This is a genomic window from Zobellia uliginosa (assembly GCF_018860745.1).
Taxonomy (GTDB): Bacteria; Bacteroidota; Bacteroidia; order Flavobacteriales; family Flavobacteriaceae; genus Zobellia; species Zobellia uliginosa_B.
This window is the reverse complement of sequence record NZ_JAHKPY010000003.1, coordinates 977,823-993,138: the sequence shown is the minus strand read 5'-3', so window position 1 is coordinate 993,138 and position 15,316 is coordinate 977,823. Positions and strand designations below refer to the sequence as shown.

Here is a 15,316-nt window from a genome sequence, read left to right as displayed (position 1 = left end):
GGTATAGAAAACGATTAGTTTGTAACCTCTTAAAGTTAAATACATGAATTTGAAAAAGACAATAGCAATACTCCAAAAAATATCTCCAAAATTAACGGCAAAAATAGCTTTTCAGTTTATTTCAAAACCGAAAAACAGGGAGATGCGGTCTTTTGAAAAATTAACTATTGATACTGCTGAAAAAAGTTCATTTAAATTTAAAAAGTTTAATATTAAAGTGTTTAAATGGGGTAGTGGAATGAAAAAAGCTTTAGTAGTACATGGTTGGGGTGGTCGCGCAGCAAATTTTGGAGCAATTATTCCAAAGTTAATGGACAATGGATATGAGATAACCGGTTTTGATGCACCTTGTCATGGAGCTAGTACCAAAAGAAAGACAAGTTTCTTTGAAATTTCTGATGTAGTAAAGCTCTTTTTGCAAAAAGAAAAATACGATTTAGTTATCACCCATTCTATGGGTAGTGCTTTTGCATTATTAGCGATGTCCAATTTAAAATATAAAATTAACCAGATAATAGTACTCACTACTCCAAATAGATTCTTAGAATTTATTGGGGCTGCAGTTTTACACTTTGGGTTAACACCAAAAACGACTAAGTTGCTTATTGATAAAGTTAGAAAAACATCAGGTTATGAACCTATGACTTTAAAGACCAGTGAATTTATAAAAAATGTGGAAATAAAACTCATTACTTTTATCCATGATAAGACAGATAAAATAATAGCAATAAACACCTCTAAAAAGGTAAGTAAAAGCATTAAAACATCAGATTTTATTGAAATAGAAGGAACTGGACATTTTAAGATGTTATGGTCAAAAAAAGTAGTTGAACTTATTACCGATTTAACTTCTGATAACGGGAATTTACTAGCATAATACCCATAGAGCAAATCTCAAAACGATTTTACTTCATTATCAGAAACGGTAAATACAACGGAAATCTGGAAATATTTAGAAAAGCGAAGTATTGAGTTTAAAGCAAGGGAAATTGTAAAGGAGTAATTCAACTTTTCAATTTAGCTGTAAACAGTGGAATATATTATTTACAAACATCTTACGTTTGTAATATACTATTCAAAAACTGCTTATGAGCGTATTTACATACCATTTGGTGAAAACTAGCTATATATTAGCTCTTAAAGCATTCTTTTTTTCTCCTAAAGCAAAGCAGACCCCAGGTTTGATTTATGCAGAAGTAATGACGGCCATGACCTTAGGTTCGCCTATTTTCTCTACCTCAAGAATTTTGGTCCGGCAAATTGCTGTATTCGCCGAATGGGAAAATGAAGAAGCCATAGACGACTTTTTAGAAACCAATGGTTTAGGAAAAACACTCGCAAAGGGATGGCATGTTCGGATGAACTATCTACGACAGTGGGGAAGAATTAGTCATTTTAAAATCCCAAAGGAAACACGTGAACTGGAAAATTCAGAAGCGCCTGTGGTGGCGGTTACGCTGGCTCGAATGCAATTTTTGCAGATTCCTAGGTTTATTCGTTGGGGCAGGCCAGTGGAGCAGTTGGTCCGTGATCATCCTGGTACAACCTTGGCTTTGGCATCCATTCGGTTGCCTAGAACAGTTTCTACTTTTTCAATTTGGAAGACTCAAAAAGAAATGACCGATATGGTACATGGATATAGTGCTGTACCCGCACCTGAACGTCATGAGAAAGCTATGAAAGAAAGGGATAGAAAAGATTTTCATATTGAATTTACAACACTCCGTTTTCAACCCATTTCTGAACATGGCGTATGGAATGGAAAGACCAATTTTATTCCCATTCACAAATCTATTTAAATGAGTTTAGCTTTTTCTGGACAAAAATTTCAAGACTGGTTTACGCAGCAATGGGCCATTGTGTGGGGTAGGCGTATTGAACCGGATGATGTGCCTTGGCTCATGGGGCCTTTTGGGGATTTAGGAACTATTGCAGATGATTTTTTTGTAAAATTAGCGGAGAAGGAAGGGCTGACCATCCAGAGAAATATTACTTCTCAAGGTCTTATTCCTTCAATTGAAAAACTGAATTTATCCGATACTGATTTGGCCGGGCTCTCTCAGAAAGTTATCAATTTTTATGAAAAAACTGGAGCCTATAATTTAAACTTTTCGGTGAACTGGAATCCATTTTTTAGAATTTTTGGGATGTTGGTCAATATCTTGTTCAGTCATCGCATTGATCAATTGAATATACCAACAAATCACACTAAAGACGCTAACACCATTCACAGTGAAATCATTACCCTAACTGACACTCGGACAAAAGAAGTTAAATACACCATCTGGTTTAGAACCGATAAGACTTCTGGTCGGGTTATTTATTCAGGTGTCTATAGTACGTGTACTTTGCCTTCGGGAGAAACTTGTGTTAAAGCCGTATTCCCTTTGCCAAAGGGCAATGCAACGGTAATTATGTCGCCTAAAGTAGAGAACAACGGTGGACTTACATTGGACTCTTCGGGGAAACGATTTGGTGACGCCGGGTTCTATTTTTTAGTGAATGATTCAAAAGGACGATTTTGGTCGCAATACGTCGGTTCATTTAGAGATCGATTAAATATTTATCCTTCCGAAGAACGTATTCTAGCCGAGCAGACCTTAACCTTATGGCATTGTCGCGTACTAACGTTTAAGTATCTGATTGAACTTAAAAAATAACTGAGAAACTACACCAAGCAAGCCTCACATTGGCCTTGCAGCAATATTTGTGAAGCTTCTACTTTACGATTGGGTATACTCGGAATACGAACATTTACGGTCAAACAATCCACTTTTCCACAGCTAAGGCATTGAAAATGAGGGTGTACATCATGGTGTTCGGAAGCCGAGCAACCGGAACACTTAGCGTACCATTTAATTCCTGTTTTTCCAAGAAAAGAATGTAAAATACCATCTTCCTCCAGCCTGTCCAAAACCCTATACACAGTGGTTTTATTAAAGCGAGAACTCAGTTGGTCCACTAAACTGACCACCGAAATAGCACCCGAGTTTATTTTAAATTCCTCCAATATGGCATCGACCGATTTCGTCCTTCTAACAATTCCCATAGTACAAATATAACGCAACATAGTTGCAACAACAAATTTTGTGTTTTACATTTGCAACACAGTTGCATTAATAATACATACATGATAGATATTACAAAAAAACCGGACGCTTTAGGTGCATTAGCAAGTTCTTTGTGTCTGGTACATTGCGTTGCCACTCCGTTTTTATTTGTTGCCCAAAGCGGCTTGGTAGTAAATCACCTTACTATGCCTTCATGGTGGAAATTTCTTGATTTTCTTTTTCTTGCCATATCGTTCTTAGCGGTCTACCGTTCCACACAAACTACAACTATCAACTGGATAAAACCAGCCTTGTGGTTAAGTTATGGCGGATTGTTTTTAATTATCATGAACGAAAAAATGGAGCTTTTCCCCATACCTGAAGCAACTATCTATATTCCAACAATAGCTTTGATAGGGTTTCACCTTTATAATAAGAAGTACTGTAACTGTACTACTAACGACCAATGCTGTGTACATGAATAACAAGAATAACGAGCAGATTGAAATATTGGGAGACCACCATTTTTCTGCAAATACAGAAACTCCTTTGCGCGCAGACGCCTTTCATAAATCTGACGACGAAAAAATCAAGAACATTCAATATCATTTTGAAATGATAATGAAAGAAATGGGCTTAGATTTAACAGATGATAGCTTATCCGGCACACCGTATCGTGTGGCTAAAATGTATATAAAAGAGTTGTTTTATGGTTTAGACCCAGCCAATAGACCCAAGCTTTCTACCTTCGACAATAAATATGGCTATAAAAAAATGTTGGTAGAGCAGAATATTACTATCGATTCTGCCTGTGAACATCACTTTTTACCCATAGTTGGGCATGCTCATGTAGGTTATATTCCAAAGAATAAAGTAATCGGGTTGTCCAAAATTAACCGTTTGGTAGACTATTACGCACATCGTCCACAAGTACAGGAAAGACTGGTACTACAAATACGTAACGATTTACAAAAGGTGTTGGATACCGAAGATGTCATTGTGTCGATGGGTGCAAAACATCTGTGTGTTTCCTCAAGAGGGATAAAAGATAAGAACAGCTTCACTACCACCTTAGAATATGGCGGTTGCTTTGCAGATAAAGCATACCGCGATGAATTCTTGACAATCATTGGGCAACAGGCAGTTTAAGAAAACACTATAAACTATAGGCCGTACTGTCCTTAACCGAATCCAATACAAACGAAGTGTGAATGGTAGCAATCCCGTCAATAATGGATAATTTTTTATTGATAAATATGTGGAACCCGGCAATATCATCCACAGCTATTTTTAAGAGATAATCAAAATTTCCGGAGACCTGATGACATTCCATAATATCGGACAGTAAAAGCATTTCTCGCTTAAAACTATCTGCCAAATTTTTTTGCTGTTTGGTTAGGGTAACCTGGCAATAGGCAATTAGCTTTTTGCCTATTTTATTTCTATCCAGTAGCGCCACATAAGATTTTATGATTTCTTGCTGTTCTAGCTTCCGAATTCTTTCATAGGTAGGGGTTACACTAAGTCCCACTTTACTTGCTATTTCTTTGGTATTTTGTTTTGCATTTTCTTGAAGTTGCATCAAAATCTTATAATCAGTCGTATCCATACTAGATTTTTTTTCTAAAGTGAGCTTGCGCTTAATGCTATAAAGAAATTTTTTACTGCTAAAATACAAATAGCAGTTTAATATTCTTAATTTTTACGTTTAGAAGTAATTAATTATTACTAATTGTAATTTTACAGTGTAGTAATAAAGGCTAAAACTGTAATAATATGAACGATGAACAACAGATAGATGAGTTGCTAACCAAACTTATTGAAGAAAAGAGTAGGGTTATAGGTTATCCAGTTGCAAAGGATTTTGATTATTCGAGATTATACGAATTTTTAAAGCACCCTATAAATAATGTTGGGGACCCTTATGAGGATACAACTTATAAGGTTCAAACGCATGAAATGGAAAGGGAGGTGGTGGATTTCTTTGCTAATTTATTTAGAGCAGACCCATCTGATTATTGGGGTTATGTAACCAATGGAGGCTCAGAAAGTAACCTTTATGGCTTGTATTTAGCACGGGAATCACATCCAAAAGCAATGGTATATTTCTCGGAATCTACCCATTACAGCGTAAAAAAGAACATTCATTTGCTTAACATGCCCAGTATTACTATTAGATCACAAGAAAACGGAGAAGTAGATTATGAAGATCTTGAAAATACCTTGCAATTAAATAGAGACAAACCTGCTATTATTCTTACCACATTTGGCACAACAATGACCGAGGCCAAAGACGATGTTTCAATGATCAAGAGGATATTGAAAAAATTAGCCATTCAAAATCATTACATACATTGCGATGCTGCTTTAGCGGGTTCTTACGGACCTTTTATAGAACCTCGTATTCCATTTGATTTAGAAGATGGAGCAGATAGTATATCAATTAGTGGCCATAAATTTATTGGCTCGCCCTTTCCATCGGGAGTTATTATTGCCAAGCGTTCTTTGCGAGATAGGATAGCCAGGGGTATCTCTTATATAGGTTCTTTGGATACAACTATTACAGGGTCTAGGAATGGTCATAGTCCACTATTTTTATGGTATGCCATCAAGAAAATGGGCGTTGAAGGTTTAGAAAAAAGGTACCGCCATAGTTTACGAATAGCGGAATATTGCAAACAAGAATTAATTAAAATAGGAATAAAGGCATGGACCAACGAAGGTGCTATAACTGTAGTACTTCCCAAAGTTTCCGTTCCTATTAAACAGAAATGGCAATTGGCAACAGATGAAACCACACATATTATCTGTATGCCAAACGTAACCAAAGCACAGATTGATGAATTTATTCTGGATATGGTAAGTGAAAAGGAGGCAGTGGCTAGTTTTGCTTAAGGTTCATTCCCGGTAACTTATTAGACTATCTACTTGATATTATGTTTAGCAAGGGTTTTTACTTTTGCTGTTTTTTTATTTTTACTGTTAAAATGTTACAAAATTATTTTCGATTAAAATCCCAAAGGTTTTTGTAGGGCGGTTTTTGTTAAAGGTTGTAAATTGGCTCGTCGGAATAATAGATAATGAGAATTGAGAATCTTGTTTCTATTAGGTCGGTTTAAAGTTCAAATAAACAACCAACGAGAATGAAAAAACTAATTCGATTGTCCTTTATTGCTATGTCCGTTTTGTTTTTAGTAGGCTGCAGCGAAGATGATAACCCCATAATCCCGCCAACTAAAGCAGATGAAATTTTAGATGCATTGACCATTCTGGTAAATGGAGAAGAAGGACTTCTAACACAGGGCGCACTACCTAGTGCAAGTGCTAAAACGTTTCCGGCTGTAGCAAGTTTTCCGGATTTAATTAAGACCACTAAATTATCTAAAGAACGTATTGACTTGGTTTTTGACATTGACTCAAACATTAAGGAAATTTATTTTACGATAGATGGGGCATCCGAGTATTACACCTTCACTAAAAATGAAGGATCAACAGGAGATAGTACAGAATCTGTTAGCATTACAATTGATATACCTGAAACCATAGACAATGGTAGTTTCAGTACAACAATAAGCGTAAAAGATGAGAATGAATTCGTGTCGGAAACAGTTGTAGTAAATACCGTAGTTGATGAGGAGGAGGCTCAGAAACGTGTTATACATTTTGCAGACTATTCCTATAACTCTACATTATCCACTTTGGATTTTGATTCTGGTGAGGTCATTAATATTGGCTCTATTGGGCATAAATTAACCGATATAGCTTTTTTTAACGGTCAGCTTTATGGTATTTCTGCTACTTCCAAATTGATATCCATAGACTTAGCAACAGGTGAAGGCACTGTGATTGGTAACACAGGTGTTCCCAATGTAAATGCACTAGAAGGAAGTGAAACCGTGCTTTATGGCGCTACTAGAAATGGACAATTTATAGCTATAGACCCAACAACTGCTGAGGGAACGGTAATCAGTTCTTTTGACCTGAATGCCTTTTCATCAGGTGATTTGGTTTTTGATAAGAACAATGAATTTTTATACGGATCATTAGTTGTGCCAGGATCTTCTACAGATCAAATCGTTACTATAGACCCAACCACGGGAGCAACAAAATTTTTAGGGGAAACAGGGTACAACGAAGTTTGGGGCTTGGCTTTTTTCAGAAACCAGCTTATCGGTTTAACCAGAAATGGAGAATTTATTATAATCGATCCCAAAACCGGGAAAGGTACTTTTATTGAAAACACGGAAGCTTTTAGTGCCGGAGGTGCTGCAGCTATCCGAAATTAAAATTAAGCTACTAGTGTGGGTGTGTTTAAAAGTAAACTTAAGGACATCTTTTATAAAATCTTTAAAAGTCAGGTGCAAAATTTTAAATACAGTTTTGTCTTTCAATATTTTTCAAGTAAACAAGCTGTATTTAAAACCATCTATATTTAGTCGTACTTATGGTTACAAGATTGTATAGTGACTTTGTTGAAAATCGTACAGGAATTTGTAAGATTGGTTTGTTAAAGTTTGTAGATTTGTTTTAGAAGGAAAGAGCATTGGTAAAATTTTACCGTGTATATCTTTAAAACCTGGTAAAATTTCACATAACTAAAGATTATAAATGCTTTTTAACTCACTAGATTTTGCAATATTCTTACCGATAGTATTTGCATTATATTGGCTCATTGGTGGTAAAAACTTGAAATCTCAAAATTTTCTCATTGTAATTGCTAGTTATCTTTTTTACGGTTGGTGGGATTGGCGTTTTCTTTCATTAATTTTATTTAGTACTATAGTTGACTATTCAATCGGTGTTAGGTTATCCAAACAAGAAAATATTTCAGGGAGGAAGATTTTACTCTGGATAAGTATTTTGGTTAATCTTGGATTTTTAGGCTTTTTCAAATACTATAATTTCTTTTTAGATAATTTCATAAGTGCTTTTTCATTTTTCGGAAAAGAAATAAGTGTTAGGTCTTTGAATATAATTTTACCTGTTGGTATTAGTTTTTACACTTTTCAGACTTTGAGTTATACAATTGATATTTATAAAAGAAAACTAGAACCAACAAAAGACTTTATATCGTTTACTGCTTTTGTTAGTTTTTTTCCACAGTTGGTAGCAGGGCCTATAGAGAGGGCTACAAACCTACTTCCTCAATTTTATAAAAAGAGAGTATTTGAATACAACAAAGCCGTTGATGGATTACGACAAATTCTATGGGGCTTATTTAAGAAAATCGTTATAGCAGATAACTCGGCTCAAATAGCAAATGAAATATTTAATAATTCGGAAGATTATTCTGGAAGTACGTTAGTTATTGGCGCATTATTTTTTACATTTCAAATATATTGTGACTTCTCTGGTTATTCGGATATAGCTATTGGCACATCAAGGTTATTTGGCTTTAATTTAAAACAGAATTTTGCATTCCCCTATTTTTCCAGAGACAGTGCTGAGTTTTGGCGAAGATGGCATATTTCATTATCAACCTGGTTTAGAGATTATTTATACATCCCATTAGGAGGAAGCTTTGGTGGGACTTGGATGAAAGTAAGAAATACATTTGTCATATTTCTTATTAGTGGATTTTGGCATGGAGCAAATTGGACCTTTATTATTTGGGGAGCATTGAATGCTCTTTATTTTCTGCCATTGCTTCTACTTAAAAAAAATAGGATAAATACAAATGGAGTTGCGGAAGGAAGGCATTTGCCAACTTCCAAAGAATTATTTCAAATAGCTACTACATTCAGTTTGACAGTTTTTGCCTGGATATTTTTTAGAGCTGAAAATATAGACCATGCAACAAGATATATAGGGACTATTTTTTCAAAATCATTATTTACTTATCCTAATTTTGAACAGACAGAGCTGGCCTGGGAAACTTCTTTTTTGATTTTAATGTTTATGATTACTGAATGGATTGGGCGTAGTAGAGAATATGCTATTGAAAATATTATTTCTGTTAAGAGCAATGTTCTTAGGTATAGTTTCTACCTAGCAATTGTCATTGTAATTATGATAATGGGAAATTATAAAGAAAATGAATTTATATATTTTCAATTTTGACATGAAAAAATTTGTATTAAAAACATCAATCTTTTCTATATTAATTTTAACTTTTCTTGTTTCTACCAACTACTTAGGTGATAGCGCAAACCTATTCAAGTCTAGTTACGAAAAAAAAATATCTAAGATTATTCTTAGTGGCCATAATGCAACCAACATTTCAAATTATGACGAAAGAAAATTTCAGAGAGAGATAGTTGGTCACTTAGATGACAGACCGGATATTGTAGTCATGGGGTCCAGTAGAACGATGCTTATAAAAAGTACTTTTTTCAAAGACAAAAAATTTTTTAATAATAGTGTTTCTGCGGCAAGTATAGAAGATCTCATAGGTGTTTTCCAATTATATAAAGCCAAAAATTTATATCCTAAGAAAATTTTTATAGGAATAGACCCATGGATATTCAATAAAAACAATGGAAAGGTTCATTGGAAATCGTTAAAACGGGAATACAATAATTTCATAACAGGAAAAGTAGTCAAGGAAACTAAAGAATCTATATTAAATGATAAGACTAAACAGTTATTCTCTTTTTCCTATTTTCAAGCTTCTCTGGATAAGCTACCCGACGTATTAGAGGAAAAGTTAGACTCCACGGCTCGGAGTTTAGATCCAGTTGCTACAAATGAAATTAATAATACTGGAAACACTAAGCTTGTTGACGGGTCATTATCTTATCGCAAAGAGTATAGAGATGCCACTAAAAGGCAAATCTTGATTAAAGCTCACCAATATATTAAAGTAAAACTTTATGCTTTAGAAGAATTCGAAGAAATCTCTCCTAAGGTTGTTACCGAATTTAATAAACTATGTGAAGAGATACTTGAAAATAATGTCGACTTGGTGTTTTTTTTAGCACCTTATCATCCTCTTGTGTATCAAAAAATAGAGAATGAATATCAGATTGTTTTGGAAGTTGAAAATATGATATTACAATATGCAAAAGAACATAATATTGAGGTATTAAGTTCTTATGATCCATTAAAATCTAATTTAACCGAAGATGATTTCTATGATGGTATGCATAGTAAAGAAAATACCATTAAGAAACTTATGAAAGTAAAAGATGATAATAATCCTTATATTCCTATAAGTGATTGGTAGATTAGTATTTGTTCTTTTAAATAGTTCTACTCTAAATTATCTATACCATTGAACTATCTTCTAATAAAAACTAACTAGTATTTAAATAAACTAATACGGCCTAATAATAAAACCTTAGCCTTGAACACCATTCCTAATATAACTTTTGAGAGTAGCGAAGGTGCCACGGATATTGAGTTTCTTAGTTTGGCCGAAATGTTTTCGAGGATTAAAAAAGACCCTAATCACAATCCTAAGCAACCACATAGAATTTCATTTTTTGCTCTGCTGATCATAACGGAAGGTGAGGGGGAACACCAAGTAGATTTAACGCACTATTCTGTACGTAAGGGTTGTGTGATTAAAATCGCCAAAGGTCAGGTGCATGCTTTTCAGGAAAATCCCAACTATAAAGGCTATCTAGTCGTGTTCACCGAAGATTTTGTTTTGAGATATTTTTCAAAATCGTCTATCAAAGTTATTTCACACTTGTATAATTACCATATTTCTTCTCCTTTAGTAGAAAATAGCACATTTAACGACTTCTTCTTAGAACAATTAAATAGTGAGCTTCATAGAGAGAATAGCTATGCCCAGAAAGAGATAGTAGCTAAAATATTGGAATTGTATCTTCTAAGATTGGAACGCCATGCACATATTGCACCAATTAAAAACTACAATAAACAACACCAAACTATTTTTATGAACTTTAAAGATTTGGTTGAGAAGAACTACACAAATACCCGAAATGTAAAGGATTATGCAGATATGCTCTTTGTTTCTACAAAGCACTTAAACCTGGTTGTAAAAGAGTTCACTTTTACTACGGCCAAGAATTTTATAGATAATTTTGTTATTCTGGAAACCAAAAGAGCAATTGTGAGTACGGATAAAAGTTTAAAGGAAATAGGTTTTGCTGTCGGTTTTGATGAAGTAACGAATTTCACCAAATTCTTTAAAAAACACATTGGTACGACACCAAAAGAGTTCAAAGCCGCTATATAGGCGGTGGTTTTTCCATATTTACCATTTTAACACCAAAATTAACCTACCGGGTTTCTTAATGTAGTATCACTTTTGTAATGAATTTTAAAATTACAGAAAATGAAACTAGGAACATTTATTTTAATAGTATTGGTAAACGTTGGTATAGGGTTCTCACAAGCACAATCTACAGAAGAAAATAAATTCCAATTTAGTGTAGCGGAACATTTATTAGATGGGTATTCATTTAATTTTCAGTATCAAAATGGTACAGCTCTTCACTTTGAGTTTTACAATGGCCAAGCTAAATACGAGTGGCTTGCTGGTCCTGCAAAAGGAAACAAAAATCAGGATATTGAGTACCGCTCTAAGAAAATAGGTGATAAGCTTTATCTAATTAATTGGCACGAAACAGGTAAAAAAGATTACTTGACCATTGTATTGGATTTTGAAAAAATGCTAGTGCATAGTTCTATTATAGTAGGGTATGAAAACAGACCTGAACGAACTTTAAAGACCGTCTTTAGGAGTGGTATAATCGATCATTTGAAAATTTCGGAGTAAGTCCATTTTGGTTTATACCAGCACTCCAAATAGTAGTCCATAAACAAATGAATAGGTTGATGCTTTTTTGGTTATAGATTTACCATTCTTGGTTTCGCTTTGATGTTATTTTAGAACGGTAAATATGGGAACTTTGTAATCTAATTTAAAGTTAGGCTAGTTGTTAAAGAACTGGATAAAATAAAGTTGACCATAGATCATTTATTTGATAATGCTAAGAATGATATTATTGAAAAATAATAAAGGGTTTGACAAAAAGACACGTGAGACTCATGCGTCCGACAGATTTTAAAGATTCTTACTTTCCCATTTCTAGAGAACAGCGGTGTTATTTAGTACTAACTCATATTAAATAAAATACAGATGAGTCAAGTTGCGATATGCCCAACCTGTGGCAGTAAGTCAAAAATTAAAGAAAAAGAAGGTGTAACCACTTATGAAGCGGTTCAAGATGAAGAAGCTTTCAAAAAAATTGGCCAGCTTAAAAAAGCCATGGAAAAGTTTAAATTAAAAGCTGAAGCTCTAGAAGAAGAGTTAAGGGAATTAAAATCATCTTAATAACATGGACTTTTTGAAAAATCATTATGGTTGGATGTTGGTGGCTATCTTGGGTAGTTTACCATTACTTGTCTTGACCAACATGTTAGACTTGAATCTATCTAACGGGGTTTCAATAACTTTGGTAGAAGGCGCAGGAGGAGAGGGAAGAACCACTCTAGAAATGCTGTACCACGTTTCTGGAGAGTTTGCCATAAGGTGGATGACCGCGGTACTTACCTGCACTCCGTTTTTTATTCTCTTTGGTGTTACCAATCTTCTTGTAAGGCAAGCTATGGGTATTGCCACAGCAGTTTGGAGTTTTATTCATTTTATAATTTTTATTTGGGCAGAAGGTTTTATGGAAACCTTTACCCAAGTGAATTATGTAGCGGGGTTTATAGCAATCCTCATTTTAGTACCTCTGTTTTTTACCTCCAACAGAAAATCTATGAAGCTATTGAAAAAGAACTGGAAAAAGCTACAAAGTTTAGCTTATGCCGCTATTTTCCTTAGTTTGGTACACGTAGCTATTTTAGATAAAACGTGGATTATCTATGCGGTAATAGTAGGCTTAGGCTTTATTATTAGAATTCCATTGGTGAGAAAAAAGATTATGGCCATTCGTAAAAAGAGAGCAGGCCTAGCTTAAAATTAATAGAAGTAAACTATCTCTGGGCAAGCCCACGAGGGATTAAAAGAAATATACTATGATTCGAGGCAAGCCTCGGAACACTTAATCTCAATTATCAAGTAAAAAGAAAACATATGAAAATAGCAGTCACATCGGCAAGTGGAAAATTGGGGGCTTCCATTGTAAAGCACTTAGTTGATTTAATAGGGAAAGACAACGTAATCGGTATTGCTAGAACCCCTGAAAAAGCAAAACATTTAGGCGTAGAAATCAGAAAAGGCGATTATAACAATCGGGAAGATTTTAATAGCGCTCTAAAAGGAGTAGATAAAATATTACTCGTCTCAGGTATGGACGAGCCTCAAAAGAGAATTGAACAACATAGAAATGTGATAGAAGCAGCCAAGAATAATGGTGTACAAAAGATAGTCTACACAAGCATTATTGGTAGTGAAACGGGAACGGCTTTTAGCCCTGTAGTAAACAGCAATCGACAGACGGAAGAAGATGTTCGTAATTCAGGATTGGACTATATAATTGGCAGAAACGGAATTTATATTGAGCCAGATTTAGAATATATAGATACCTATGTAAAAGAAGGTGAAATCAGGAATTGTGCTGCAGATGGTAAATGTGGTTATACCAGTAGGGAAGAGCTGGGCTTTGCTTACGCGCAAATGCTTAACAATGATCATCTGGATGGCAATACCTATAATCTATTGGGCGAAGCTATTACGCAAGCACAACTGGCAGCATATATTAATGAGGTGTACAAGACGAATTTAAAATATACTTCGGTTCCTGTTGCGGAGTATAAAAAAGAACGTCAAGATGCGCTGGGTGAATTTTTGGGTACCGTCATTGCCGGTATTTATGAAGGTATTAAAAATGGCGCGAATGATGTACCTTCAGATTTTGAAAAAGTAGCCGGAAGACCTCATAAATCTCCGCTAGGGATAATAGAGAATTATCATCAAAACCATCCACAAATCTAAACAGAGCAGCAGTGAGCATCATAGAAAACATCTTAAAAAAGGTAGTCTTAAATGAGGCTGTCATTACAGAAAAGAAAGCCCTTTCTCAGTCAGTTTTTAGAATCCGGCTGCAAAGTGAAAGTATTCTCAACGCTAGTTTTTTACCTGGTTCTTTCTTGCGAATGGCTATTGGCATTGGTAATGAAGAGGTATCCTTAAAAGATAAAATAAGGAGTTACAGCGTGTGGGATATTAACAGTAATGAAGGTTTTCTAGATTTAGCAATCGCTACGCATAGCAATGGAATTGGTTCACAATGGGCAAAAGAATGCCAAATGGGCGACCAGATTTATTTTAAATGGAAGAAAGGCAATTTTTTAGCAGATGATTCTGCGGATAGTTATCTTATGGTAGGAGACCTTTCTGCTCTTTCTCACTTGTATATGGTAAACCGAAATATTGGCGAAAACAAACAACTAGCTAGTCTCATATACAGTCAACAAAAAAGCGAATTATTCCCGGATATTGATGGAAGCACTCCCTTTGACTTCTATGATTTTCCTCAAAACCCAAGTACTGAAATCATTGCTAAACTAAAGAAAATAGTTCCTGAACTAAAAGGTAAGAAGATGGTCTATGTTGCTGGCGATAGTAGGCTATGTGTTGCACTAAATCAATTTTTTAGAAAAGAATTGCAGTGGCCAACTAAGCAGATTAAAACAAAACCTTTTTGGAATCCAGAAAAAAAGGGGTTGGAGTAACCTCATTTAAATATATAGATTTAGGTAGTACCCTACGCGGCAACAATTTGAAGTTTTTGCCGCTTTTTTGTTTTTAAATATTAGTTGCTTAGCTTTTTAATTAAAATCTTGCGTGTTTTCGTAGGATAGGCTATTAAAGGTTGTAAATTGGTTACTAAACTAAGAGTTACAATTTTAACCTAATGAAACCTGCCTAAGTCATGAAACAAAAAGCCACTCTCAAATACTTCGTTTTTGCCAGCACATTTGTCCTAATAGGCATTTGCATTTCTTGTAATGCAACCGGTAATCTAGAAAAAGTAAGTAATTCAAGCGCTATAGATGGGGTTTGGAAATTGAGCCATTTCTATAACCTAGGAAACGGAGACACGCTTAGTGTTGACACCAGTAAAGTGCAACATAAAATCTATCTAGATGGGCACGTTATCTGGAATACGGACCCAGCTGCAGATGGTTCCGAATGGCACGGTTATGGCACCTACACTTTTAAAAATGATACCATTACAGAAACCCTGACCTCAATGTCTAAATCTATGCAGAGTGATGTAAATACCTACGTAATTCCCATAGAGCGCAGCAAAAACAGTTACAAGCAGGTGAATACGTATAGTCGTAATGATACGGTTTTCCAGAATATTGAGGTGTATAAGAAATTGAATTAGATAGTT

At 34.8% G+C, this 15,316-nt stretch carries 18 protein-coding genes; 16 read left to right on the top strand and 2 right to left on the bottom strand.

Translation table 11 applies throughout. The features are described 5' to 3' along the window. Window positions 1-49: 49 nt before the first annotated feature. From KO521_RS08095 to KO521_RS08085, 3 genes are all read left to right on the top strand, one after another. Window positions 50-877, top strand: coding sequence for an alpha/beta hydrolase (locus KO521_RS08095; RefSeq protein ID WP_215939388.1), 828 nt, complete (start codon window positions 50-52; stop codon window positions 875-877). 211 nt (window positions 878-1,088) lie between these two features. Beyond that, window positions 1,089-1,799 (top strand): hypothetical protein, encoded by a 711-nt coding sequence (locus KO521_RS08090; protein ID WP_215939387.1) that lies wholly within the window; start codon window positions 1,089-1,091, stop codon window positions 1,797-1,799. Next, window positions 1,800-2,660: a hypothetical protein gene (locus KO521_RS08085; RefSeq protein ID WP_215939386.1), complete on the top strand. Its 861-nt coding sequence runs from the start codon at window positions 1,800-1,802 to the stop codon at window positions 2,658-2,660. It begins immediately after the preceding gene. Window positions 2,661-2,668: 8 nt separating this feature from the next. On the opposite strand, the gene KO521_RS08080 is transcribed toward KO521_RS08085, so the two are convergent. Beyond that, window positions 2,669-3,049, bottom strand: a complete 381-nt coding sequence (locus KO521_RS08080; RefSeq protein WP_194527186.1) for a Fur family transcriptional regulator — start codon at window positions 3,047-3,049, stop codon at window positions 2,669-2,671. An 81-nt stretch (window positions 3,050-3,130) separates the two neighbouring features. Between KO521_RS08080 and KO521_RS08075 the strand changes: the two genes are divergently transcribed. Both KO521_RS08075 and folE read left to right on the top strand, forming a co-directional pair. Then, entirely contained in the window at window positions 3,131-3,535 is a 405-nt protein-coding gene (locus tag KO521_RS08075) for a MerC domain-containing protein (protein ID WP_215939385.1), read from the top strand. Continuing rightward, the gene (gene folE, locus KO521_RS08070) at window positions 3,528-4,199 is read left to right on the top strand and encodes a GTP cyclohydrolase I FolE (protein WP_215939384.1); all 672 of its coding nucleotides are present in this window, start codon (window positions 3,528-3,530) and stop codon (window positions 4,197-4,199) included. The genes KO521_RS08075 and folE overlap by 8 nt, the downstream gene beginning before the upstream one ends. A gap of 7 nt (window positions 4,200-4,206) precedes the next feature. Here folE and KO521_RS08065 read toward each other — a convergent pair whose 3' ends face one another. Next, window positions 4,207-4,659, bottom strand: a complete 453-nt coding sequence (locus KO521_RS08065) for an Lrp/AsnC family transcriptional regulator (RefSeq protein ID WP_215939383.1) — start codon at window positions 4,657-4,659, stop codon at window positions 4,207-4,209. A 167-nt stretch (window positions 4,660-4,826) separates the two neighbouring features. On the opposite strand from KO521_RS08065, the gene KO521_RS08060 reads away from it, so the two are divergent. From KO521_RS08060 to KO521_RS08010, 11 genes are all read left to right on the top strand, one after another. Further along, window positions 4,827-5,945: a histidine decarboxylase gene (locus tag KO521_RS08060; RefSeq protein WP_215939382.1), complete on the top strand. Its 1,119-nt coding sequence runs from the start codon at window positions 4,827-4,829 to the stop codon at window positions 5,943-5,945. 248 nt (window positions 5,946-6,193) lie between these two features. Beyond that, a complete protein-coding gene (locus KO521_RS08055; protein WP_215939381.1) occupies window positions 6,194-7,336 on the top strand; it encodes a DUF4394 domain-containing protein in 1,143 nt (380 codons plus the stop codon). Window positions 7,337-7,658: 322 nt separating this feature from the next. Further along, a complete protein-coding gene (locus KO521_RS08050) occupies window positions 7,659-9,110 on the top strand; it encodes an MBOAT family O-acyltransferase (RefSeq protein ID WP_215939380.1) in 1,452 nt (483 codons plus the stop codon). A 1-nt stretch (window position 9,111) separates the two neighbouring features. Further along, window positions 9,112-10,215 (top strand): DUF1574 family protein, encoded by a 1,104-nt coding sequence (locus tag KO521_RS08045; RefSeq protein WP_215939379.1) that lies wholly within the window; start codon window positions 9,112-9,114, stop codon window positions 10,213-10,215. Window positions 10,216-10,335: 120 nt separating this feature from the next. Continuing rightward, window positions 10,336-11,199: a helix-turn-helix domain-containing protein gene (locus KO521_RS08040; RefSeq protein ID WP_252729937.1), complete on the top strand. Its 864-nt coding sequence runs from the start codon at window positions 10,336-10,338 to the stop codon at window positions 11,197-11,199. Between the two features lie 99 nt (window positions 11,200-11,298). Next, a complete protein-coding gene (locus KO521_RS08035; protein WP_215939378.1) occupies window positions 11,299-11,742 on the top strand; it encodes a MoaF-related domain-containing protein in 444 nt (147 codons plus the stop codon). Between the two features lie 363 nt (window positions 11,743-12,105). Next, the gene (locus KO521_RS08030) at window positions 12,106-12,300 is read left to right on the top strand and encodes a hypothetical protein (RefSeq protein WP_215939377.1); all 195 of its coding nucleotides are present in this window, start codon (window positions 12,106-12,108) and stop codon (window positions 12,298-12,300) included. Between the two features lie 4 nt (window positions 12,301-12,304). Further along, window positions 12,305-12,931 (top strand): ferric reductase-like transmembrane domain-containing protein, encoded by a 627-nt coding sequence (locus tag KO521_RS08025; RefSeq protein ID WP_215939376.1) that lies wholly within the window; start codon window positions 12,305-12,307, stop codon window positions 12,929-12,931. Between the two features lie 116 nt (window positions 12,932-13,047). Beyond that, entirely contained in the window at window positions 13,048-13,908 is an 861-nt protein-coding gene (locus tag KO521_RS08020; RefSeq protein ID WP_215939375.1) for an SDR family oxidoreductase, read from the top strand. An 11-nt stretch (window positions 13,909-13,919) separates the two neighbouring features. Continuing rightward, window positions 13,920-14,648, top strand: coding sequence for an FAD-binding oxidoreductase (locus KO521_RS08015; protein ID WP_215939374.1), 729 nt, complete (start codon window positions 13,920-13,922; stop codon window positions 14,646-14,648). A gap of 200 nt (window positions 14,649-14,848) precedes the next feature. Next, complete coding sequence (locus KO521_RS08010) at window positions 14,849-15,310, top strand: hypothetical protein (RefSeq protein ID WP_215939373.1); 462 nt, start codon at window positions 14,849-14,851, stop codon at window positions 15,308-15,310. Window positions 15,311-15,316: the final 6 nt, after the last annotated feature.